Annotated in this window: 17 protein-coding genes; 12 read left to right on the top strand and 5 right to left on the bottom strand. The window is 62.2% G+C overall.

Features of this window, described 5'->3' with window-relative positions; all coding sequences use genetic code 11:
• Positions 1 to 26: 26 nt before the first annotated feature.
• On the bottom strand, positions 27 to 1,250 hold the full coding sequence (gene pepT, locus BN1133_RS05755; protein WP_050665589.1) for a peptidase T: 1,224 nt from the start codon (positions 1,248 to 1,250) through the stop codon (positions 27 to 29).
• Between the two features lie 229 nt (positions 1,251 to 1,479).
• Here pepT and BN1133_RS05760 point away from each other — a divergent pair, with 229 nt between their 5' ends.
• From BN1133_RS05760 to BN1133_RS05780, 5 genes are all read left to right on the top strand, one after another.
• A complete protein-coding gene (locus tag BN1133_RS05760; protein ID WP_050665590.1) occupies positions 1,480 to 1,854 on the top strand; it encodes a hypothetical protein in 375 nt (124 codons plus the stop codon).
• A 574-nt stretch (positions 1,855 to 2,428) separates the two neighbouring features.
• The gene (gene speA, locus BN1133_RS05765; RefSeq protein ID WP_050665591.1) at positions 2,429 to 4,330 is read left to right on the top strand and encodes a biosynthetic arginine decarboxylase; all 1,902 of its coding nucleotides are present in this window, start codon (positions 2,429 to 2,431) and stop codon (positions 4,328 to 4,330) included.
• A 123-nt stretch (positions 4,331 to 4,453) separates the two neighbouring features.
• Positions 4,454 to 5,563: an ATP-NAD kinase family protein gene (locus BN1133_RS05770; RefSeq protein ID WP_050665592.1), complete on the top strand. Its 1,110-nt coding sequence runs from the start codon at positions 4,454 to 4,456 to the stop codon at positions 5,561 to 5,563.
• 77 nt (positions 5,564 to 5,640) lie between these two features.
• Positions 5,641 to 5,919 (top strand): YfcL family protein, encoded by a 279-nt coding sequence (locus tag BN1133_RS05775; protein ID WP_050665624.1) that lies wholly within the window; start codon positions 5,641 to 5,643, stop codon positions 5,917 to 5,919.
• Positions 5,920 to 6,010: 91 nt separating this feature from the next.
• Positions 6,011 to 7,675, top strand: coding sequence for an AMP-binding protein (locus tag BN1133_RS05780; RefSeq protein ID WP_050665593.1), 1,665 nt, complete (start codon positions 6,011 to 6,013; stop codon positions 7,673 to 7,675).
• Positions 7,676 to 8,164: 489 nt separating this feature from the next.
• Here the strand turns inward: BN1133_RS05780 and BN1133_RS05785 are convergent, their stop codons facing one another.
• Positions 8,165 to 9,850 (bottom strand): aspartate:alanine antiporter, encoded by a 1,686-nt coding sequence (locus BN1133_RS05785; RefSeq protein WP_050665594.1) that lies wholly within the window; start codon positions 9,848 to 9,850, stop codon positions 8,165 to 8,167.
• A 313-nt stretch (positions 9,851 to 10,163) separates the two neighbouring features.
• On the opposite strand from BN1133_RS05785, the gene BN1133_RS05790 reads away from it, so the two are divergent.
• The 4 genes from BN1133_RS05790 to BN1133_RS05805 all read left to right on the top strand — a co-directional run bounded on the left by BN1133_RS05790 (position 10,164) and on the right by BN1133_RS05805 (position 17,449).
• Positions 10,164 to 13,376 carry an ExeM/NucH family extracellular endonuclease gene (locus BN1133_RS05790; protein WP_050665595.1) on the top strand — a complete coding sequence of 1,071 codons (3,213 nt, stop codon included), beginning with the start codon at positions 10,164 to 10,166 and terminating at the stop codon, positions 13,374 to 13,376.
• A gap of 4 nt (positions 13,377 to 13,380) precedes the next feature.
• Positions 13,381 to 14,667 carry a methyltransferase gene (locus BN1133_RS05795; protein ID WP_082177916.1) on the top strand — a complete coding sequence of 429 codons (1,287 nt, stop codon included), beginning with the start codon at positions 13,381 to 13,383 and terminating at the stop codon, positions 14,665 to 14,667.
• A 150-nt stretch (positions 14,668 to 14,817) separates the two neighbouring features.
• On the top strand, positions 14,818 to 16,875 hold the full coding sequence (locus BN1133_RS05800) for a prolyl oligopeptidase family serine peptidase (protein WP_082177917.1): 2,058 nt from the start codon (positions 14,818 to 14,820) through the stop codon (positions 16,873 to 16,875).
• 94 nt (positions 16,876 to 16,969) lie between these two features.
• Positions 16,970 to 17,449, top strand: a complete 480-nt coding sequence (locus tag BN1133_RS05805; protein WP_050665597.1) for a cupin domain-containing protein — start codon at positions 16,970 to 16,972, stop codon at positions 17,447 to 17,449.
• A gap of 3 nt (positions 17,450 to 17,452) precedes the next feature.
• Here the strand turns inward: BN1133_RS05805 and BN1133_RS05810 are convergent, their stop codons facing one another.
• Together BN1133_RS05810 and smrB are read right to left on the bottom strand one after the other, a co-directional pair.
• Entirely contained in the window at positions 17,453 to 18,736 is a 1,284-nt protein-coding gene (locus BN1133_RS05810) for a sensor domain-containing diguanylate cyclase (RefSeq protein ID WP_050665598.1), read from the bottom strand.
• Between the two features lie 61 nt (positions 18,737 to 18,797).
• The gene (gene smrB, locus BN1133_RS05815) at positions 18,798 to 19,322 is read right to left on the bottom strand and encodes an endonuclease SmrB (RefSeq protein WP_050665599.1); all 525 of its coding nucleotides are present in this window, start codon (positions 19,320 to 19,322) and stop codon (positions 18,798 to 18,800) included.
• Between the two features lie 66 nt (positions 19,323 to 19,388).
• On the opposite strand from smrB, the gene prmB reads away from it, so the two are divergent.
• Both prmB and aroC read left to right on the top strand, forming a co-directional pair.
• Positions 19,389 to 20,324, top strand: coding sequence for a 50S ribosomal protein L3 N(5)-glutamine methyltransferase (gene prmB / locus BN1133_RS05820; RefSeq protein ID WP_050665600.1), 936 nt, complete (start codon positions 19,389 to 19,391; stop codon positions 20,322 to 20,324).
• Positions 20,325 to 20,336: 12 nt separating this feature from the next.
• On the top strand, positions 20,337 to 21,425 hold the full coding sequence (gene aroC / locus BN1133_RS05825) for a chorismate synthase (protein ID WP_050665601.1): 1,089 nt from the start codon (positions 20,337 to 20,339) through the stop codon (positions 21,423 to 21,425).
• A 2-nt stretch (positions 21,426 to 21,427) separates the two neighbouring features.
• Here the strand turns inward: aroC and BN1133_RS05830 are convergent, their stop codons facing one another.
• A complete protein-coding gene (locus BN1133_RS05830; protein WP_050665602.1) occupies positions 21,428 to 22,165 on the bottom strand; it encodes a substrate-binding periplasmic protein in 738 nt (245 codons plus the stop codon).
• A gap of 219 nt (positions 22,166 to 22,384) precedes the next feature.
• On the opposite strand from BN1133_RS05830, the gene BN1133_RS05835 reads away from it, so the two are divergent.
• Entirely contained in the window at positions 22,385 to 23,755 is a 1,371-nt protein-coding gene (locus tag BN1133_RS05835) for a DEAD/DEAH box helicase (RefSeq protein ID WP_050665603.1), read from the top strand.
• Positions 23,756 to 23,763 lie beyond the last annotated feature (8 nt).

A 23,763-nucleotide genomic window follows, 5' to 3' on the forward strand; every position in this document is an offset into this window, starting at 1 on the left:
ACGCCTGCCGTTTCTCTTTGGGTTGCTTAGCCACGCCACTGGGCGGTCAGTCGCACCAGGGCTATCAGGGTCGCCACCGCCTTCTCCATGGAGGGGACGGGAATAAACTCGTGTTTGCCGTGGAAATTGTGGCCGCCAGTGAAGAGGTTGGGGCAGGGGAGGCCCATGAAGGAGAGGCGTGCACCGTCGGTGCCACCGCGGATCGGCTTGACTCTGGGGGTGACATCGGCCGCCGCCATCGCCGCCCTGGCCAGCTCGATAATATGCATATGGGGCTCTATCTGAGCGCGCATATTGCGGTAGCTATCCTGGATAGCCAGCGTGACTTTTGCCTCCGGGTGGGCCTGCTGCAGCTCCTCGGCGAGGCGGGCCATGATGGCCTTGCGGCTTTGGAAGGTTGCATCGTCAAAGTCACGGATGATGTACTCGAGCCGGCTCTGCTCCACCGAACCCTCGCTTAAGGCCAGGTGATAGAAGCCCTGATACCCTTCGGTGCACTCCGGGGTCTCATCGTCTGGCAGGCTGAGATGGAAGCGAGCGGCCAGGGTCTGGCTGTTGATCATGGCGCCCTTGGCGCTGCCCGGGTGGACGTTGTTGCCGGTGATGATCAGGGTGGCGCTGGCCGCATTGAAGTTCTCGTACTCCAGCTCGCCGAGCTCCCCCCCATCGACCGTGTAGGCCCAGCGCGCCTTGAAGCGATCCAGCGGGAAGTGATCGGCACCGCGACCTATCTCCTCGTCGGGGGTGAAGCCGATCCAGAGATCGCCGCGGGGGATCTCGGGGTGGGCGATGAGCTCTTCCACACAGGTGAGGATCTCGGCGATCCCCGCCTTGTCGTCGGCACCGAGCAAGGTGGTTCCGTCTGTGGTGATAAGATCCTGTCCCAAATAGTTTTTCAGGCAACGGAACTGGCGCAACGAGAGTACTTCATCCCCCTTGCCAAGGCAGATATCCCCCCCCTGATAGTTCTCCACCAGCTGGGGACGTACCTCGCAGGCTTCGTAATCGGCGGTATCCATGTGGGCGATAAGGCCGATGGCCGGCGCCTCGGGGCAGTTGCCCGGCAGGCGTGCAGTCAGATAGCCGTGCTCATCGAGCACGACCTCCTCGAGGCCCAGGCTCGTCAGCTCCTCTTTCAGGGCGCGGGCGAGCAGCCATTGCCCCGGTGTGCTGGGACAATCGGAGCTGGCCGCATCGGAGCGGGTATGAAAGGTAACGTAATGGAGAAAGCGATCGACAACGCGGGTCATAAGCTGGCTCGGAAAAAGGGTTGAGAGTCGGTCATTGTGAGCAGGGATAATCGGGAAAACCTTGTTCCAGAACAGGGTTTGTGACGTTTTTGGCGTATTCGTAACAAGTTGGCAAAGGCCGGATTTGATCCTCTCCTGCCGGGCGCCGTTCGCCATTATTCCCTGTTTAATGTGTGCCTTTTTTTGTTATGGTACGGTTTGGATGGAAATCAATATGCAAGGAGAGTGCATGAAATATTCAGAATTCAACCGGCAACTCCAGGACAATCACCTCGATGAGGTGGCGGCGCTGACCCTGATAGACTGGATTGGCGAGTGGTCCAGACACTCTCCCCAGAGTGCGGTCAACGACTCGCAATCCCTCTGTACGGTGGACTTTCACTGGCCCGAGCGACACGACAAACCTCTGCTTCAGGTGGATGGTTATGGACGCATCTGGTTCTATCACGAACGTATCTCCTCCTCGGCGCTGCAGCCCGAGCTGGAGGCCCACTTTGGCGATGTATTCGGAGAGCTGGAAACCGGTCCGGTCAGCTGCCTGCAACCCCTTTACTGGCAAGGGCGGCTGCAGGATTTGACCCACTTATTGAAACGCCATCTTTGAGCGTTATTTTTTATTGTCACTGAGCCGGCTCTATGTGTAAACTCCGCGCCGATCCTGCCCCCCAACGGGAGCGGGATCGAGCGCCTATAGGGCGAGGCATGCAGAAACGACAGACACTGCAAGGGTTTGGTTTCTTTTATACCGGTCAGGATCCGGTATCAGGGAGAACAACAGCGACACGATACATCCGATTGACCGAGTGAGCGACGCAGCTCAATCTTATCCCCTTGTCATGGGCGGTCAGTGGTCGTGACGTGTTCTGTGGTGTGTTGTCGTCAACCTCTCCGCCTGTGCGGAACGGCGCTTCGTCCCTCTCCTTTCGACCAACCCGTCTGACGGCTCTGCGGCCACCGGATGAGACGGCAGCGTGGCAACGAGCTGCCTCCATCAAAGCGTCGCGGAATACAGTTGTATCCCCCGCATACCGTTGAGCTTGATGTAAAGCCACCAGCCCCACATCAAGACTCGTTACTTCCCAAAATCCACCAGGCAGCCTTGGCTTGCCGCAAATGGTCTGGATGTGATCGAGGGTAACGAAGGCGGCGTCAAGCCGCTCATTAGCGAGGCATAGCCCATGACTAACTGGTCCAGCAAGGACTCTCTCAAGGTCTACAACGTCCCCTACTGGGGGGCCGGTTTCTTCGGCATCAATGAAGAGGGGCACGTCACCGTCGCTCCGGACAAGTCACGTCCTGACGCCAAAATCGTCATCTCTGAAGCCATCGAGCAGCTGCGTCAAGCCGGCCTGACCACCCCGGTACTCCTGCGCTTCCCCGATATCCTCAAGAGTCGGGTCGATGCCCTGTTCAACGCATTTGGACAGGCCATCGAGAAGTCAGGGTACGAGGGGGACTACCTGTGCGTTTACCCCATCAAGGTGAACCAGCAGCGTCGCGTCATCGAGACCATCAGCTCCGCCTATACCGACAAACCGCGTCTGGGTCTGGAAGCCGGCTCCAAGCCGGAGCTGCTGGCGGTGCTCTCTCACCACCACGAGCAAGGCTCCATCATCGTCTGCAACGGCTACAAGGATCGCGAGTATGTGCGTCACGCACTGCTCGGCAATCTGATGGGCCACCGGGTGGTGATCGTGGTTGAGAAGCCCTCAGAGCTCGATCTGGTACTCGAAGAGTCTGCCCGTCTCAACATCGAGCCCCATATCGGCGTGCGTGCCAAGCTGGCTTCCACCGGCTCCGGCATGTGGGAGTCGAGCGGCGGCGCCATGTCCAAGTTCGGTCTGAGCGCGACCCAGATCCTCAAGTTGGTGGACAAGCTCCGCCAGGTGGGCAAGCTCGACTGCCTCGAACTGCTGCACTTCCATCTGGGCTCCCAGATCGCCAACATCCGCGATATTCAGGGCGGTGTGCGCGAGTGCGGTCGCTTCTATGCCGAGCTGCGTCGTCTGGGTGCCAACGTCACCATCGTCGACGTGGGCGGCGGCCTGGGGGTGGACTACGAAGGGACCCGTTCCCAGAGCCACTGCTCGGCCAACTACAGCCTCTCCGAATATGCCAACAACGTGGTATGGGGCATCGGCGATGTCTGCCGCGAGTTCGACTTGCCGCATCCGACCATCATCAGCGAATCGGGCCGTGCCCTGACCGCTCACCACGCCGTGCTGGTCACCAATGTGATCGGTGCCGAAGGGGTACAGGTCAACGACATCCGGGCGCCCGGTGACGATGAGCCGACCCTGCTGCAGAACATGTGGCAGAGCTGGATGGACCTGGAAGGGGAAGATCCCTCCCTGCTGGAGATCTACCACGACTCCCAGGCCGACCTGTCGGACGTCAATGCCCAGTACACCATGGGCCTGCTCAACCTGGAGCAGCGCGCCTGGGCCGAGAGCCTGCACCAGAATGTCTGCCTCGCCATCAAGGAGCGTCTCAACCCGATCAACCGTAACCACCGGGATCTGGCTGATCAGCTGAGCGAGCGTCTGGCCGACAAGTGCTTCGTCAACTTCTCCCTGTTCCAGTCCCTGCCGGACGCCTGGGGGATTGGCCAGGTGTTCCCTGTGCTGCCGCTGACCGGTCTGGATCGCCCCCTGACCCGCCGTGGCATCCTGATGGACATCACCTGCGACTCCGACGGTCAGGTAGAGCACTATGTGGACGGCCTGGGTGTCGAGAGCACCCTGCCCATGCCTCACTACGGCGAGAACGAAGATTGCCACATCGGCTTCTTCCTGGTCGGTGCCTATCAGGAGATCCTGGGGGATCTGCACAACCTGTTCGGTGACACCCACTGCGCCGAGGTATGGCTCGATGACGAAGGCCAGATGGACATCCGCAACATAGTCCGCGGTGACACCGTCGATCAGCTGCTGCGCTACGTGAACATAGACCCCTCGGTCATTCGCGAGAACTACCAGCGCATCGCCAGCCATCCCTCCCTGGGGGATGACATGCGCAAGGCATTGCTCGACGAGCTGGAGCTGGGCCTGCAGGGTTATGCCTATCTGGAAGAGGAGTGATCCCCTTCCTTCGGTTGAAAAAGCGGTGCCATCAGGCGCTGCTTTTTTTATGGCCGTCGGGCCCGTGTTGCTCCGCTCGGAGAGGGCGTTAGAATGGGGGCCGGATTGACCAAAGGAGTTGGCATGTTTCGTCTCGGTTTGATCATCAACCCCGTCGCCGGGTTGGGGGGCAGCGTGGCCCTCAAGGGCTCTGATGGCGTCGTGGAGCAGGCGCGCCGGCTTGGGGCCGTTCCCCGCTCGGCCGAGCGGGCCCGGGCGGCCCTCGGTGAGCTTGCCGGGCTCGATTATGAGCTGGTGACGGTGGCGGGCCCCATGGGCGAAACCCTGGCCCGGGAGATGGGGATCCCTCATACCCTGATAAGTCATCACCCGGGGGCCGAGAGCCGTGCCGAGGATACCCGCAGCGCGGCGCACATCATGGCCGGGATGGGGCTCGATCTGCTGCTCTTCGCCGGCGGCGATGGCACGGCGCGAGACATTTGCGCCGCCGTCGGCGAGCGGGCTCATGTGCTCGGCATTCCCGCGGGCTGCAAGATCCACTCCGGGGTCTACGCCGTGACGCCCCAGGCGGCAGGGAGGGTGGCCGCCCGCATGATAGGGGGCGAGCTGCTGACCCTGGCGCAGGGGGAGGTGATGGATATCGACGAGGAGGCGTTTCGTGCCGGTCGGGTGCGAGCGCGTCACTTCGGCGAGTTGCTGGTGCCCCAGGATCTGCGTTTCGTGCAGGCGGTCAAGGCGGGGGGGAAAGAGTCCGAGCCCTTGGTGCTGGCCGATATCGCCGCCGAGGTGGTCTCCCGCATGGAGCCCGATACCCTCTACCTGATGGGCTCGGGTACAACGGTGGCGGCCTGCATGGAGGAGCTGGGTCTGGAAAATAGTCTGCTCGGTGTGGATCTGGTGGAAAATGGTCGTCTGATCGGGCAGGATCTGCGCGCCGACGAGATCCTTACCCGGATAGCGGGGCGCCCCTGCAGCCTGATCATCACCCCGATCGGTGGGCAGGGACATCTGTTCGGACGAGGCAACCAGCAGTTAAGCCCTGAGGTGCTTCGTGCTGTGGGTCTGGATCGCATCCTGGTGATCGCCACCAAGAGCAAGCTGGCTACCCTGGAGGGACGCCCCCTGCTGGTGGATACGGGTGACAGGACGCTGGATCAGGCCCTGCAAGGCTATCGGCGCATCGTCACCGGTTGGCGGGATCAGGTGATCTATCCGGTCGCCAACCCGGCCTAGGTCCGACGCTTAACATCATAACCCTGTGTGCCGGAGATCCCGGCCAAAGAGGCTGTTCCATGTCGATTCTCAATTCCCTGTCGATTCAAGAGTATGAACACAAGCTGCTGGGGCTGATTGACAGCCAGGTGGCGACCGCCACCGATGACGAGCTGTTTGCCGGCGGGTATCTCAGGGGACACATCTCCCTGGCGGTGGCCCGCGCCGAGCTGGAGGGGAAGACGCTGGTGCGTGATGTGAAGAGCTACGTGCTGCGCAGCCTCAACGAGGCGATCCTGCAGGGGGAGCTCTCCGATGAGGATCAGGCTCACGTGATGACCATGTGGCAGCGCCTGCAGGAGCAGGCTGAGTCCTAAGTCACATTTCAAACTGGAGTTTGAATTAATTCTTTTCTGAGCCTTTACATAGTGTTAATAATTGGGTGCCTAATGTTGCAGGGAATTAACCATGGCCACCCGTTCAAAGATTGCTCACAAGTTGCCGCTCGACATGCTCTATCACTGGGAGCGGCAATCTCCCGACAGGATCTATCTGCGTCAGACCATCAACCGCCAGTATGAGGACTACAGCTGGGCGAGGGTGGCCGACGAGGCGAGACGCATCACCGCGGCCTTGCGTGCCTTGGGACTGGTCCCGGGTGACAAGGTCGCTCTTCTCTCCAAAAACTGCGCCCACTGGTTTATTGCCGATCTGGCGATGCAGATGGGAGGCTATGTCAGCGTCCCCATCTATCCCACTGCCAACAGCGACACCATCGAATATGTGCTGCGCCACAGCGAGTCCAAGGCTATCTTCGTCGGCAAGCTCGACGACTGGAAGAGCCAGGAGCCCGGCGTCCCCGGCGAGCTGATGCGCATCGCCTTCCCGTATGAGACCATGCCGGCCCAGTACTACTGGGGTGATCTCATCAAGCGCCATGAGCCCATCGCCGAGAGCCCGGTGCAGGAGCCAGATAGCCTCTTGAGCCTGGTCTACACCTCGGGCAGTACCGGCAAGCCCAAGGGCGCCATGCTCTCGGTGGAGCGCTATGCCTGGTCCTGCGAGAAGCTGGTGGAGACGGTGGGGTTGTGCGATGAGGATCGTGGTTTCTCCTATCTGCCGCTCGCTCACATCACGGAGCGGGTTTATGTCTACGGGGGCAGCCTCTACAGCGGTGCCGTCATCGCCTTCCCCGAGTCTCTCGACACCTTCGTCGAGGATATCAAGCGTTGCCGTCCTACCGTGTTTATTTCGGTCCCCCGTCTGTGGGCCATGTTCCGCATCAAGATCTACGAAAAGCTTCCGCCCCAGAAGCTGGCTCTGTTGCTCAAGATCCCGCTCGTCTCCACCCTCATCAAGCGCAAACTGCGCGAAGGGTTGGGGCTGGATCAGGCCAGGGTGCTCGGCTGTGGCTCGGCACCGGTGGCACCCTCCCTGCTGCAGTGGTATCGCAGCATAGGGCTCAATATCACGGAGGCGTGGGGCATGACCGAAAACCACGCCTACTCGACCCTTAACTACCCCTTCCGGGCCGACAAGATAGGGACCGTCGGCAAGGCGGGGGTCGGGGTGAGCCTGCGCATCTCCGAAGAGGGGGAGATCCTCTGCCGCTGTGAGGGGATGATGGTGGGCTACTACAAGGATCCCGAGAGCAGCGCCAGTACCATAGATGCTGACGGCTGGCTGCACACCGGCGACATGGGCAAGCTGGATGGCGAGGGCTACCTGACCATCACAGGGCGCATGAAAGATGTCTTCAAGACCGCCAAGGGCAAGTATGTGGCCCCAGTTCCCATCGAGGGGATGTTGGGCCAGGAGCCTCTTATCGAGCAGCTTTGTGTCATCGGCTACGGTATGCCCCAGCCTATTGCCCTGGTTCAGTTGACCGAGAAGGCGATGCAGGAAGAGCATGGAGACATAGAGCGGGTGCTCGATCTGGCCCGGGAGCGGGTCAACCAGAAGCTGGAGGCCCACGCCAAGCTCAAGGGGCTGTTCGTGGTCAAGACGCCCTGGAATATTGAAAACGGGGTACTGACACCCACCATGAAGATCCGCCGCCACCTGCTCGAGCAGCGTTATGCTGATCTGGGCAATCAATGGCCCTCTCACAAGAGCGTGGTGTGGGAATCTTGATTGCAGAGTACTGAAATATGAATGGGGGGCAAATGGCCCCCTTTTTTATTTTTGATGGGGCAATATTGCACCGGGCGGAATATAAAAAAGGGGGGCCCTGGCGGGCCCCCAAAACACGTATCACACGCATACTTAGGTGCGGGAGGAATCATATCCGTCTACGCTAATAATTACAGTTGACGGATGTTGCTATTGACATGTGGTAACTGCGTGGTTAACCGACTGTGAGTGAATTGTTTTTAATTGTGCGTAAATTAGCCTCAACAAAGCTCTCTTTGTGTTTCATCGTGTTACACCCTGATGAACTGCATAGATATCTGAATAGCAGAGATATTAAACCGACTTATCTCCGTTGGCCCGGTCTAACTATGCAATATCGTTGAGATTGGAGGGAAGATATATAATCCCACTGGTCCAGTGGTTATTTATGTGAGAGTGAAAATAGACAAAAAAATAGCCCCCTGAGCGGGGGCTGATAGATATCAAATATTAAAGCCAGAAACTGATAATAAATGAACCGGCGAGGGTAAGCATGACGTTGGCCACCGCATAGGTTCCCGCATAGCCGAGGGCGGGGATCGAGCTGTTGGCCGCCTCGTTGACCACGTCCATGGCCGGTGCACAGGTTCGAGCCCCTGTGATGGCACCGAGCAGCAGTGCCGGGTTCATCTTCAATACCCAGACACCAAACAGATAACCGATAAGCACGGGCAGGGCGGTGACCACCATGCCGGAGAAGAGCACCACGGCCCCCACCTCGCTCAGGTGATCGAGAATGCCCCCCCCGGCCTTGAGTCCCGTACTCACCATGAAGACCGCAAGACCCAGATCCTTGGCCAGGCGCAGGGCGCCCGGTGGCACATAACCCACGGTGGGGTGGTTGGCTCTGAGATAACCCATCAGAATGCCGGCCAGCAGCAGACCTACCGCGTTACCGAGCCCAAACTCGATCTGACCGAAGACCAGAGAGACGGAGCCGATCAGCAGCCCCAGCACGAAGAAGGTGGTGAAGGCGACCAGGTCCGTGGTCTGGCTGTGGATGCTGATAAAGCCTATCTTGCCCGCCAGCTGCTTCACCCTCTGCTTCTCGCCACTTATCTGCAGCACGTCGCCTTTTTGCAGCATGATGTTGCGATCAAAGGGCATCTCTATCTGGGAGCGGACGATGCGGTTGAGAAAGCACCCCTTCTCGGTCAGGTTGAGCTCGGCCAGATGGCGCCCGACGATGGCATCGTTCTTGACCACTATCTCTTCGGTGACGATCTGCAGGTCCAGCAGATCCTTGTCGAAGACCTCTTTGCCGTTGCGATAGTTCACATCCAGCTTCTCGTGGCTGGTGGGGTACCCCACCAGGGCGATCTCGTCTCCCTCCTGGATCACCGCGTCCCCGTCGGGGCTGGCCAGGATGCCGTTGCGGCGGATCCGCTCCACGTAACAGCCGGTATGGGGGTAGATGCCGGTCTCGCGCAGGGTGCGCCCCCCCATCCAGGCGGCAAGCTCGGGGCCGACCCGGTAGGCGCGAATGATAGGGAGATAGGTTTTGCGATTCTCGTTGTCCGACAGGCCCCGCTCACGGGCTATCTTCTGTGCCTCGGTGGAGAGATCGAGCCGGGCCAGGGCCGGCAGGTAGCGCACCACCACCATGAGGCCCACCAGCCCCACCAGGTAGGTGAGGGCGTAGCCGATGCCCATGTTGTCGAGTACGGCCTGCATGTCGGTCTGATGAGGCAGGTTGAGCAAGCCGCTGCGCAGGGCATCCTGTGCCCCCACCAGGGCCGGGGTCGAGGTGAGAGAGCCTGCCAGTATGCCAGCAGCCAGGCCTGGGCCCAGATTAAAGACTTTGGCCAGCCCCACCGTCAGCAGCAGGGCCGAGAGCAGGATCACCAGGGTCAGGCTGATGTAGTGGATGCCATCGCGCAGGAAAACGCTGAAAAAATGGGGGCCTGCCTCTATGCCGACGCAGAAGATGAAGAGCATAAAGCCGACGTTTTCGGTCGAGGTGGTGAAGTGAAATCCCATCTGGCCGAACAGCAGGGCCGTGAACAGCACGCCTATGGTGTTGCCGATCTGGAAGGTACCGATCCTCACCTTGCCCAGTAGCAGGCCGAAGGCCAGCACCACAAACAGCAGCAGGGAGTCGCTTTGATGAAGCAGGGTCACAAAATCAATGGTCATGCCCGGTGTAACCGAGGAAAGTTGCAAGGGGGGAACAGTATGCCCTGAAGCAGACCAACAAAGAAGCCGCAGGCCAGGTTTTGTCCTGTGGCAAGGGGTGGATAGAGGCACTTGTGTCATCAAGTGGCAACATTGTTTTGCAAATGTTGCGCTGGCTCACTTCGGGACGGGGCAGGAAGATGCGACAATCTGGCCGCCCGAGTCTCGGGTGGCTTTTAGGGTGCGCCTCCCGCCTCACCGCCTGTTGCACACCAGCGTGGTGATCCCGGGTGGGAGAGTACGGAATAAAATCACAAACAATAAGGAAACAAGCATGTCAGGAAGGTACACACTGCTCGCCTCGGCGGTGGCCTTGGCATTGGCCGGTCAGGCCCATGCCGGGTTGCTCATCACCGAGTATCTGGAAGGGAGCAGCAATAACAAGGCGGTCGAGATAAGCAACCTGGGGTCGGCACCGGTTGAACTGGCCGACTACCGACTCGCCCTCTATGCCAACGGTCTGGCCATCGACAAGACCCCCACCTCCACACTCTCGCTGCAAGGCACGCTGGCTCCCGGCGCCTCGTTGGTGCTGGCACACAGCAGTGCGAACGCCGAGATCCAGGCCAAGGCCACCATCAAGAGCAGTTCGCTGAACTTCAACGGGGACGATGCCCTGGTGCTCTGGCGTGGCAGCGAGGTGGTCGACAGCGTCGGGCAGGTCGGTGTCGATCCGGGCACGGCCTGGGTGTCGGGCAGTGTCAGCACCCTCGATCAGACCCTGCGTCGCAAGGCGACGGTGAATCAGGGACGGGTGGATGCCAGCGCGCCCTTCGATCCCGCCGCAGAATTTGTCGCCTACCCCAAGGATGATGCCAGCGGCCTCGGCTGCAGCGGGGAGGGGGCCTGCTCCGATGTGCCGCCTCCGGTCACCTTCGTCTGCCCGGTGGACAACCTCACCCCGATCCCGGCCATTCAGGGCAGTGGCACGACCAGCCCCCTGGTGCCGGCCGGCAAGTTTGAAGCCGATGGTGTCACCGCTACCCGTGGCGTGGTGACCCAGGTGGTGGGCGGCCTCTACAAGGGCTTCTTCCTGCAAGATGCGCAAGGGGACGGGGATCCGGCCACCTCGGACGGGATCTTCGTCTACACCACCAAGAGCGACCCGGCCATTGGGGTGGGCGCCGAGGTGTGCGTCTCGGGCAAGGTCAGGGAGTACTTCAACCAGACCCAGCTCAGCGCCGACCAGTGGGCGGTGAGCCCCACCCCGGCCACCCCGATTGCCGCCACCCCCCTTGTCGCCGAGCCGGGCGAGACGCTCGCCTCCTTGCTCGAGCGTCACGAGGGGATGCGGGTTCGCCTGATGCCCGAGAGCAACCTGGTGGTGACCCGCAACTTCGGATTTGACTACGACGGCAAGCGCAACAACCTGGCCCTCGCCTACGGGGCTCCGCTCATCAAGTCGACCCAGAAGTTCCCGGCCATGAGCCAGGAAGCTGGCGACTGGCAGGCACGCAACCTTGCCAACCAGCTGGTGGTGGAGACTGATGCCAAGGCGCCGGATGGCGTGCTCCCCTGGTATCCCGCCTTCCACCCCGAGACCGGTTACCTGCGCGTTGGCGACAAGCTAAGCGGCCTCGAGGGGGCGCTCGGCTTCTCCTACAACCTGTTTCGTCTGGTGGCAGACAACACCATCACCCCGGACCAGGTGGATCATACCGGTTGGGATCGGGTCGAGACCCCCGAGCTGGCTCAGGCTGGCGATCTGCGGGTGGCGAGCTTCAACGTGCTCAACTTCTTCACGACCGTGGTCGGCGGCGACGCCAACCCCACCGGCTCCAACCGTGGTGCCCTGACGCTGCCTGAGTTCGAGTTGCAGCGCGCCAAGATCGTCAACGCCATCACCCGCCTCAACGCGGATGTGGTGGGGCTGATGGAGATAGAGAACAACGGCTACGGCCCCAACTCGGCCATCGCCAACCTGGTCGATGCCCTCAACGCCGGTCTGCCGGGCGAGCAGCACTACCGCTTCGTGAGCTCCCCCGACGGGCAACCCATCGGCAGCGATGCCATCACGGTCGGCCTGCTCTATCGTCCGGCCCGGGTGTCGCTCTCGGGCGGGGCCGAGCTTATCGAGATGCCCCAGCAGGTGGCCGATGCGGTGGACGCCAGCGGCAAGACGGTCAGCATCAAGCAGGGGATGCGCGAGTCCTTGTTGCAGCGCTTCATCTCGCCCAAGGGCGATGTGCCGCTCACCCTGGTGGTCAACCACCTCAAGTCCAAGGGCTCGGCCTGTTTTGAGGACTATCCGGACTACGCCAGCGCCGATCCTCTCGATCAACAGGGTCACTGCAACGCCCTGCGCGTCTCGGCAGCCCGGGTGCTGGGTGAGCGACTCAAGGGTGAAAGTGGCGATCTGCTGCTCATTGGCGACATGAACGCCTATGGCATGGAAGATCCCATCCGCGCCTTGACCGACTACGATCCGGCCAACACCCCGAGACCCATCGTCACCGCCTCTCACACCCTTCTGGGTGGCAACGACTATCAGGTGCAAGGGGAGCCTATCTCGCAAGGCGCGGGTCTGGTCAACCTCAACACCCGTTTCCACGGTAGCGACACCTTCTCCTACAGCTATGAGGGGGAGCTTGGCAACCTGGATCACGCCCTGGCCAATGCCAGCCTGGCCACCAAGGTGACCGGGGTGGAGGATTGGCACATCAACTCCACCGAGAGCAACCTGTTCGAGTACGGGGTCAAGTACAGCGGCAAGCTGGCCAAGTCCGACAATCCCTTCAGCGCCTCGGATCACGATCCGCTGCTTATCGCCATCACCTATCCCGAGCCGCCCCGTGGCACCCTGAGCCTGGAGCAGGGCGAGGCCGTGGTGAAGGAGGGCGACAGCCTGAGTCTGAGTGTGACCCGCCGTGATGGCAGCTTCGGTGAAGCCAGTGTCAACTGGCGCGTGGTGCCGGGTACGGCCGGGGCCGAGGATCTGGCCCTGACCAACGGGACCCTCAGCTGGGCCGACGGGGAGTCGGGTAGCAAGACCCTGGTGGTGCCCACCTATCCGGATGCCCTGAGCGAAGGGGACGAGACCTTCACGGTCGAGCTCACCGATGCCAGCGGCGCCGTGTTGGGCGAGACCAGGGTGACCCGTGCCACCCTGAGCGATGTGGCCGCGGTGGCCACCGTGCAGATGGGGGCGAGCGAGCTGACGACCCGTGAGGGACAGTGGTTCGTCGAGATCCCGGTTGCACGCAGTGGCGATCTCTCCAAGAGTGCGCAGGCCAAGGTGAGCTTTGCCTCTGGCTCGGCCAGCTGGCTGCTCGACTACCTGCCCTGGGGCAGCAGCACTGTGCACTGGGCCCCGGGTGAGGGCGGCGTCAAGACGGTGCGGGTGCTGGTGATCGACGACTGGTTCGTCGAGAGGGCCGAGACCTTCACCGCCAGGCTTGCCCAGGTGCGGGGTGCCAAGGCTGGCAGCCCAGCTGTCACCCGTATCACCATCGAAGATAACGACAAATCCTGGTGGCCCTTCTGGTAAGAGCATGAGGGGGCGCTGCGGCGCTCCCTTTTTTTCCTCCTTTCGGGTGCATTTTGATGGCCGATCGCTAGAATGGCCGCGATCACTCCCGACCGGATACGCCCCCTTGCTCGCCCAACGTTTTGCGCGTCTCGACGCCCTGCTTACCGCCACCGCCTCCTGGTGGCAGACCCAACCCTATCACCACACCCGTCTCTGCTTTGCCGATGAGGCTCCCGAGCTGGCGGCGGCCCTGCTCGCCATGGACGATGAGGCGGTGCAACGCCTGGATGCCGAGGGAGATGCCCTGTGCGACTTTCTCGCCCCCTGGATCCCCCAGGGGCACGAGCTGCATGCCCTGGCCCGTCTCTCCCCCCTGGTGGGGGTGCCCCCGGAGGTGGATCCCTTCCTGGCCCGTCATACGCCGGGGCGCAAGTGGTCGCAGATCCTCGCCTTCAGTGGCGCCCTGCCACCCCATGAGGGGCCCTGGCTGGAGTGGTGTGCCGGCAAGGGACACCTGGGACGTCTGGTCTCGCTTACCCGGCAACAAGCGGTCACCAGCCTGGAGTGGCAGGCCGCCCTGTGCGAGGAGGGGCGCCACCTGGCCGAGCGCGATGGCGCCCGCCAGCGCTTTGTCCAGGGGGATGCCTTCACGGCCCAGGCCGCCGACCTGATCCAGGCGGAGCATCACGCCATGGCCCTGCATGCCTGTGGCGAGTTGCACACCACCCTTATCGAGCAGGTGGCGAGCCGGCAGGCGCGCGGGCTGACCCTCTCCCCTTGCTGTTATCATCTGATCCGCGGCGATCACTATCGGCCGCTCAGTCGGGCGGGGCAGGGGAGTGCCCTGCGCCTGGGGAAATCGGATCTGCGTCTGCCCCTGCAGGAGACGGTCACCGCCGGTGCCCGGGTACGGCGCCTGCGCGAGCAGGAGGTGGTGTGGCGTCTGGCCTTCGACAGCCTGCAGCGTTGCGTGCGGGGGTGTGATGCCTACCTGCCGGTTCCCAATACCCAGAAGAGCCTGTTTAACGGTCGCTTCAGCGACTTCTGCCGCTGGGCCGCCGAGCTGCGCGGCGTGACTCTGCCGGATCGGATCGACGAGGAGCACTGGCTGGCCGTGGGGCGTGAGCGCTCCGCCCAGGTCCTTCGCATGGAGCTGGTGCGCCACCTGTTTCGTCGTCCCCTCGAGCTGTGGTTGGTGCTCGATCGCGCCCTGCGACTCGAAGAGGAGGGGTATAGGGTCGAGATCGGCGAGTTTTGCGAGCGTCCCCTGACGCCTCGCAACATACTGATCCGCGCCGTACGCCCCTGATATTTCGACCCCGGTTGAGGAGTTGGCGCGAGTCCTCTCCTTTGTTAGGCTCGAACTCCCTTGATAAGGATGCACTGACGCCCCGGTGGGACAGGGGATCCCGTCCCTGTGGCCACGACCGGGCGCCCCAAGAACCACTCAGGAAGAGCCATGACCGCCATCTCGTATCCCCACACTCGCCAAGGCGAGGAGCGTGACACCCATTTTGGCACGAGCGTGCCGGATCCCTATCGCTGGCTCGAGGATGACCGCAGCCCCGAGACCGCTGCCTGGGTGGCGGCGCAAAACGCCGTGACCTTCGATTATCTGGCCCGGATCCCCTATCGCTCGGCCCTGCGCGAGCGGTTGGCCAGCGCCTGGAACTACCCCCGCGAGGGAGCCCCCTTCAGCGAAGGGGGGGTGAGCTATTGCTTTAAAAACGACGGCTTGCAGAACCAGTCTGTGCTCTATCGGCAAGGGGAGTCGGGGGAAGAGATCTTCCTCGATCCCAATGGCTTCAGTCAGGATGGCACCAGCTCACTGGGGGAGCTCGGCTTCTCCCGCGACGGGCGGCTGCTCGCCTACTCGGTATCAAGAGGCGGCAGTGACTGGCGCACCGTGCGGATCATCGACACCCGCACCCGAGCACCGGTTGACGACCCCCTGAGCGACGTCAAGTTCAGTGCCATCAGCTGGTTCGGCAGCGAGGGTTTCTACTACTCGAGTTATGACAAGCCCGATGGTAGTGCCCTCTCGGCCAAGACCGATCGGCACAAGCTCTACTTCCACCGCCTCGGTACCCCCCAGCGGGAGGACAGGGTGGTGTTTGGCGCAGCCCCGGATGAGGGGCATCGCTATGTGGGCGCCCAGGTGACCGAGGACGATCGCTATCTGCTCATCTCGGCGGCCGAGGCCACCTCGGGCAACCGGCTCTATCTGCGCTCCCTCCATCGCCCCGATGCGCCGCTGGTGACGATACAGGCGAGCCTGGAGGCCGATACCCATCTGGTGGGCAGCGACGGCGATCGCCTGTTTCTGCTGACCAACCTCAATGCCCCCAACTACCGTCTGGTGGTGGCCGAGGCGAGCAACCCGTCGCCGGCGGCGTGGCGCGATCTCATTGCAGAGCGGGAGCAGGTGCTGAGCGTCACCTGTGGCGGCGGGTATCTGTTTGCCCATTATCTGTGTGATGCCATCTCCCGGGTCGAGCAGTTCGACTATCAGGGTCATTGGATCCGTGACGTGAGTCTGCCGGGACCTGGCTCGGTGGAGGGGTTTGAGGGCAAGCGGGGGGAGACGGCGCTCTACTACAGCTTCACCAACATGGTGACTCCGACCAGCATCTATCGCGTCGACCTTGCCACTGGTTTGTCGACACTCCACCGCCGCCCGGCTACCCGATTCAACCCCGATGACTATCTCTCGACTCAGGTGTTCTACCGCTCCAAAGATGGCACCCGGGTGCCCATGATCATCAGCCATCGCAAGGGGCTCAAACTCGATGGAAAGGCTCCGACCATTCTCTACGGCTATGGCGGCTTCAACGTCAGCCTCACCCCCGCCTTCAGTGTCGCCATTGCGGTCTGGATGGAGATGGGGGGCGTCTATGCGGTGGCCAACCTGCGTGGCGGCGGGGAGTATGGCAAGGCCTGGCACGAGGGCGGGATCCAGACCCGCAAACAGAATGTGTTCGATGACTTTATCGCCGCGGCCGAGACGTTGATCACCAAGGGTTATGCCACGCCCGATACCCTGGCCATTCGCGGTGGCTCCAACGGGGGCCTGTTGGTCGGGGCGGCACTGACCCAGCGTCCGGACCTGTTCCGGGTCGCGGTGCCGGCGGTCGGGGTGCTCGACATGCTGCGCTACCACACCTTCACCGCCGGAGCCGGCTGGGCTTATGACTATGGCACTGCCGAGCAGAGCCCGGAGATGTTTGCCTACCTCAAGGGTTACTCTCCCCTGCACAACGTGCGCGCCGGGGTGAACCATCCGGCCACACTCATCACCACCGCCGATCATGACGACAGAGTCGTCCCCGCCCACTCGTTCAAGTTTGCCGCCGAGCTGCAGGCCAAGGATGGTGGTGCATCGCCCCAGCTTATCCGTATCGATGTCAACGCCGGCCACGGCGCCGGTATGCCGGTGTCGATGCAGGTGGATCAGGCCGCCGATGTGCAGAGTTTTATCCTCTGGAACATGGGCGTGACGAGGCTCGCGACAGCGTAAACCCGGGCCGGTCACTGACCGGCCTTCTTATTGCGGCCCTCATCGCCTGTCGGGCTGGATATACTCAGGGAGGGACCACAAGGAGGGCGAGAAGATGGAGCGTTATCTGATATCGAGCGAAGATCTCACGCGCTTGGAGGGGATCCGCAAGACCCACTTCCTCAACCCCGAGGCCAGGCGGGTGAACAAGTCACTGGGCGATCTGACCGGGTTGACCACGCTCGGGATCCACCTGGTGGAGCTGGCTCCGGGAGCCCTCACCTCGGAGTATCACCGTCACCATATGGAAGATGAGGCCGTCTTCATCCTCGAGGGGGAAGGAGAGGCGCGCATCGGCGACGAGCGGGTGCATGTGGGGGCCGGGGACTTCATCGGTTATCGCGCCGGGGGCCTGGCTCATAACCTGCGTAACTGCGGGGAGGGGGTGCTGCGCTGCCTGGTGATGGGGGCCCGTCTGGGGAGCGATGTATGCGACTACCCCGACAAGCAGCAGCGGCTCTTTCGCCACTCCGGCCTGCCCTGGAATTTGGTCAACATGGCCGATATCGACGAGCCGGCCGCCGGTCGCAAGTAACGGTTATTGCTCCTCCTGGCTGCGGTTGCGCCCTTGTCGCTTGGCCATATAGAGGGCGGTATCGGCCCGGGTCAGCATCTTGTCGGCGTAATCTCCTTGATCGTGGTAGGCGCTGACGCCGATGCTGATGGTCATGGGGATGGCCAGCTCGGCAGTCAAGGAGTGAGGCCTGGACTCGACGGCGATCCGCAGCCGCTCGGCGGTGGCCATGGCGAGCTCCAGCGTCGTCTCGGGAAGCAGGATGATAAACTCCTCACCTCCCCAGCGCCCCAGCAGATCGACCTCTCGCAACTGCTCCTGAAGCCGCGTCACCAGGCTGATGAGTGCCACATCGCCCAGCTGGTGGCCATGGGTGTCGTTGATCAGCTTGAAGTGGTCGATATCGAGCAACAGCAGAGAGAGGGGATGCTTGAAGCGCTGTGCCCGATTGAGCTCCATGTTGACCTGTTCGTTGAAGCGGCGGCGATTGACGACACCGGTCAGTGGATCCGTGGTCGCCGCGACTTTCAGCTCTTCGACCAGCTTGGCCCGCTCAGAGATGTCACGCATGATGGCCGTCATCTCTGTGGTGTGCCCCAGGGTGATCTTGGCGATGGTCACCTCGAGAGGGAATTCGCTACCATCCCGGCGCAGCCCTACCACAGAGGCCCTGGCATGCATGGGGCGGGAGTTGATGGGGGAGTTGCTGAAGGCGTGAAAGTAGGTGTCATGGTGGCTGCGAAAGCGCTGGGGCATCAGGGTATCGAGACGCTTGCCGATCACATCCTGCCCCACCCCGAACATCTCGCAGGCCGCCGTATTAATGAGCTCGATGCGAGTCTCGCTATTGACGCTGAGAATGCCGTCATAGGCCGAATTGACGACCGCCTCAAACCGTTGGCGGCTCATCAGCAGAGCCTCTTCCAGCTGCTTTTTGCCGGTGATGTCGATGGCGGTGACCAGCACCCGCTCGATACGACCCTGAAGGGGAATGATGGGGGAGATGATGAGGCGCCACCAGTGGGTGCGTGCCATATGATCGATGGCTATCTCACTCTCGAGGCCGCGTTGTTGCTCGACGCACTCCTGCATCGGGGCCTCAATCTGGGTCAGCATGTAGCGGGGAAAGAGGTGGCTCAGGGGTTGTCCCTGCGCTCGCGCCATCTCCACATCAAATTCTTGAATAAAGGTGTCGTTGGCCGAAACCAGCAGAAACTTGCCCTGGCCATCGAGTTCGAAGAGGGCCACGGCGGTCCCGATGGCATCGAGTGATGACTTGATCTCTGCGTGAGAACCCAGTGCAAACATGGCGGTCCCTCTCTTTCCTGAGTAATCCCAGTATAGCGAGGGCAAGGGTGCGTCAGCCCGATTACTCCTCCACGTCGAGCAGTACCAACAGGGCGCTGTCGCCGCCCCATTCACGCGGTGCCTGATGGAAGGCGCGCACCCTGGGGTGCTGGGCCAGCCAGGCGGGGATGCGCTGTTTGAGGATGTGCTTGCCGATCCCGTGCATGACGCAGGCCACGTGCAAATTGTCTCGCTCACAAGCCGACAGCAGCGCCGAGAGCTCCGCCTTGGCCTGGGTCTGGCTCATGCCGTGCACGTCGAGCAGGATCTCCGGTGGATAGTCGCCGCGGCGCAGCTTCTTGAGTTCGAAGCGGGAGACGTCGGCGCGCACGAAACGCATGGGGCCGTCGCTCTCCAGATGGGGGTGAAACTCGTCGCTGAAATGGTGTTCAAGCCCCAGGTTTTCGCGCTCGAGGCGTAGCTGGCGTTTCTGCTTGACCGGCTTGAAGTCGGCACTTATGGTATCTTGCCTGATTTGACGGGTACCCTTGACCGCATCGCGAAACAACTGGCGTTCATCGTCGGTTAGCGGCGGCGTCTTCTTCATTAGTGTGCTCGTCTTTTGGCTCTGGTTAACAATCTGGGCCGGATATTACTCGACTTGGAGGTGGTTTTGGACAAGATCTTTATCGACGAGGTGGTTGCCGAGATGCACACCATCCAGGACATGTTGCGCTGGGCCATGAGTCGTTTCAACGACGCCGGTATTTTTTATGGCCACGGTACCGACAATGCCTGGGATGAAGCCGTGCAACTGGTACTGCCCGCCCTGCACCTGCCGCCGGACGTCGACCCCGAGATGCGTCACTCCCGACTCACCACCAGTGAGCGTCACCGGGTGGCCGAGCTCATCATCCGCCGGGTGCAAGAGCGCCTGCCGGCCGCTTATCTGACCAACAAGGCCTGGTATGCGGGGTGGGAGTTCTATGTGGACGAGCGGGTACTGGTGCCCCGTTCACCCATTGCCGAGCTCATCGCCAACCGCTTCGCCCCCTTCCTCAAGCATGAGCCGAGCCGGATCATGGATCTGTGCACCGGCTCCGGTTGCATCGCCATCGTCATGGCCCATGAGTTCCCGGATGCCGAGGTGGACGCCATCGACATCAGTGTCGATGCCCTCAACGTGGCCGAGCGCAACATCGCCGATCACGGCCTCGAGCAGCAGGTGATCCCCATTCGCTCCGATCTGTTCCGGGATCTGCCGCTTGGCGACAAATACGACGTCATCGTCTCCAACCCGCCCTACGTGGATGCCGAGGATATGTCGGATCTGCCGGAGGAGTTTCGCCACGAGCCGGAGCTGGCGCTCGCCTCGGGCTCCGACGGGCTCAAGCTCACCAAACGTATCCTCGCCAATGCGGCCGATTTCCTGACCGACGATGGCGTGCTCATCGTCGAGGTGGGCAACAGCATGGTGCACCTGGAGGCCCAGTTCCCCGAGATCCCCTTCACCTGGGTGGAGTTCGAGAACGGTGGCCACGGCGTCTTCGCCATGACCCGCGCCGAGCTGCTGCAGTATCAGGAACATTTCGCCATCTACAAGAGCTAATAAGGACGCATCATGGCAGGGAACACCATTGGCCAGCTCTTTCGTGTGACCACCTTCGGCGAGAGCCATGGCCTGGCGCTCGGCGCCATCGTCGATGGCTGTCCGCCGGGGCTTGAGATCACCGAGGCTGACTTGCAGCGCGATCTCGACCGGCGCAAGCCTGGTACCTCGCGCTACACCACGCAGCGCCGTGAGCCGGATGAGGTGAAGATCCTCTCAGGCGTGTTCGAGGGCAAGACCACGGGCACCTCCATCGGGCTGCTTATCGAGAACACGGATCAGCGCTCCAAGGACTACTCCGAGATCAAGGACTTGTTCCGCCCGGGCCACGCCGATTACACCTATCACCAGAAGTACGGTCTGCGCGATTATCGCGGCGGTGGCCGCTCCTCGGCCCGTGAGACCGCCATGCGGGTCGCGGCCGGCGCCATCGCCAAGAAGTACCTGGCACAGGTGCACGGCATCGAGATCGTCGGTTATCTCTCTCAGCTCGGCCCCATCAAGGCCGAGGCGTTTGATGCGGCGCAAATCGAGCAGAACCCCTTCTTCTTCCCCGACGCGGGCAAGCTCGATGCGCTCGACGAGTTTATGCGAGCACTCAAGAAAGAGGGGGACAGCATAGGCGCCAAGGTGCAGGTGGTGGCCCGCAACGTCCCGGTGGGGCTCGGTGAGCCGGTATTCGATCGCCTCGATGCGGACATCGCCCACGCCATGATGGGGATCAACGCCGTCAAGGGGGTCGAGATCGGTGACGGCTTCGCGGTAGTGGAGCAGAAGGGATCCCTGCATCGCGACGAGATGGGGCCACAAGGCTTTGCCAGCAACCACGCCGGTGGCGTTCTGGGTGGCATCTCCTCGGGGCAGGAGATAGTGGTGAGCATGGCGCTCAAGCCCACCTCCAGCATCACTGTGCCGGGCAAGACCATCACCACCGACGGAGAGGCGACCGAGATGATCACCCGCGGCCGCCACGACCCGTGCGTCGGCATTCGCGCCGTGCCCATCGCCGAGGCCATGCTGGCCCTGGTATTGATGGATCATCTGCTGCGCCACCGGGCACAGAATCTCGGGGTGCACACCGGCACCCCGCAGCTGCGCTGAGTTCACTCGTCGAGAGAGCAGAGGGAGGAGGTCTCATCTTCCTCCCTTATCTCCTCGATCAGACGGTTGATCTGTGCAAGGGCTTCTTCGCCCATTTTCCCCTTGGTAAAAATAAGATGGACCGGTGTGCGCTCAAGCAGCAGCTGGCAGTGGAGCTGGTCCCGTTGCTCTGGGCGTTCGCTGAGCAGGGACGCTGCGTTGTGCCGCTCTATTACAATGGCGTCGACCCGCCGTGAGAGCAGCAACTGCAATAACTTCTCGTCACTGTTCTCTTGTCTGAAGCCATCCAGAGCGGGGCAGGGGGCCTCACCAAATATCGTCACCCCTCTCAGCCTGGCGCCGCTCATCCCTGCCTGTTGGCAGACTCGTGGGCCATCGGTCAGAGAGCGCCATCTCTTCAGATCTTCGTGGTGCAGCAGGAGCACGAGCTCGCTGTAGCGATAGGATTTGCTGTAGTCAAAGAGTCGGGCCCGCTCGGGCAGATAGCGGGCCCCCATGGCCACATCTATTTCGGCATACTGCAGGGCATGGAGCGAACGGGCCCATGGCATGTTGACGAAGCGATACTCTCTGCCAAGCCCTTCCAGCACGGAGCGGGTCAACTCGATATCGATCCCCGTGAGCTGCTGTTTGTTATCTTGATATTGGTACGGGGGCCAGTGTGACCAGCCGATCTTGAGGGGAGCGGCCCAGCCACAGGGGAGGAGCAGGAGCAGCAAGAGGGTGATGCTCAGTCTCATAATGGTCTCATTGTGTTATCCCGTGATGGAAAAAGTATAGGGCAATGGCCTCGGCGCTATTTTTCCCTCGTCACGAGAGTTCAAAATCGTTACACTGCCCCTCCTTCATGCCCCATCAGCTCTGCATCCTGGCGGCAATCGAACACTCTCCCGATCCGGCCGGTCGTGCCCCGCAGAGAAGCCGACCCGACTGCCGTGTCGTCTCCATCAAGGAACTCCATGCAATTTGACTCCCTGGGCCTGTGCGCTCCGCTGCTGCGTGCCGTGGCCGATCAAGGCTATGACACTCCCTCCCCGATCCAGCAGAAGGCCATCCCGGTCGTGCTCGAGGGGCGCGATCTGATGGCTGCCGCCCAGACCGGTACCGGCAAGACCGCCGGCTTTACCCTGCCCATGCTGCAGCGCCTCTCCGAGAGTAAGCGCCGCGTCTCCCCCAACCAGGTGCGAGCCCTGGTGCTGGCTCCGACCCGCGAGCTGGCCGCCCAGGTGGGCGAGAGTGTGCGCGAATACGGCAAGTACCTGCCCATGCGCAGCCACGTGGTCTTCGGCGGCGTCAGCATTAATCCGCAGATGATGGCCATGCGCCGTGGTCTGGACGTGCTGGTGGCCTGCCCTGGCCGACTGCTCGATCTCTACAACCAGAACGCCGTCAAGTTCGACGAGCTGGAGATCCTGGTGCTGGACGAAGCGGACCGCATGCTGGACATGGGCTTTATCCGCGATATCCGCAAGATCCTGGCCCTGCTGCCCAAGAAGCGTCAGAACCTGCTCTTCTCCGCCACCTTCGCCGACGAGATCCGCGAGCTGGCCACCGGCCTGCTGCACGAGCCGGCCGTGGTGGAGGTGACCCCGCGCAACAGCACCGCCGAGCGTATCGAGCAGCTGGTGCACCCGGTCGACAAGGGCAACAAGATCCCCCTGCTGACCCACCTGGTCAAGGCCAACGACTGGCAGCAGGTGCTGGTCTTCACCCGCACCAAGCACATCGCCAACCGCGTGGCCGAGAAGCTGGAGAAGGAAGGGGTGACTGCCGCCGCCATCCACGGCAACAAGAGCCAGGGGGCCCGTACCCGCGCCCTCGCCGGTTTCAAGGAGGGCACCCTGCGGGTGCTGGTGGCCACCGACATCGCGGCCCGAGGCCTCGACATCGACAAGCTGCCCCAGGTGGTCAACTACGAGCTGCCGAATGTGGCGGAAGACTATGTGCACCGTATCGGTCGTACCGGTCGTGCCGGTGCCGCCGGTCATGCCATCTCCCTGGTGAGTGCCGACGAAGGCAAGCTCATCAAGGGGATCGAGCGTCTCATCAAGCAGACCATCGACAAACAGGCCGTGGCCGGCTTTGAGCCCTCCCGCGAGACCCTGGATGCCATTGCCAGGGGGATCGGCCAGCCGCCGCGCAAGGAGCCCCGTGAGCCGCACGAGCAGCGTCAGCCGCGCCGTGCTCCCCAAGGCCAACCCAAGGCGGCCAACGGTGCCCGCCCGCAATCCGCCGGCAAGCCCCAGGCCCGTGCTGCCGACGGCGAGAGCCGTGCCGCCAAGCCGGCTCGTCGTCGCCGCCCCCGTGGACCGCGTCCGGCGCAGGCCTGACGGTTCGT

It is taken from the genome of Aeromonas schubertii (assembly GCF_000820105.1).
Taxonomy (GTDB): domain Bacteria; phylum Pseudomonadota; class Gammaproteobacteria; order Enterobacterales; family Aeromonadaceae; genus Aeromonas; species Aeromonas schubertii.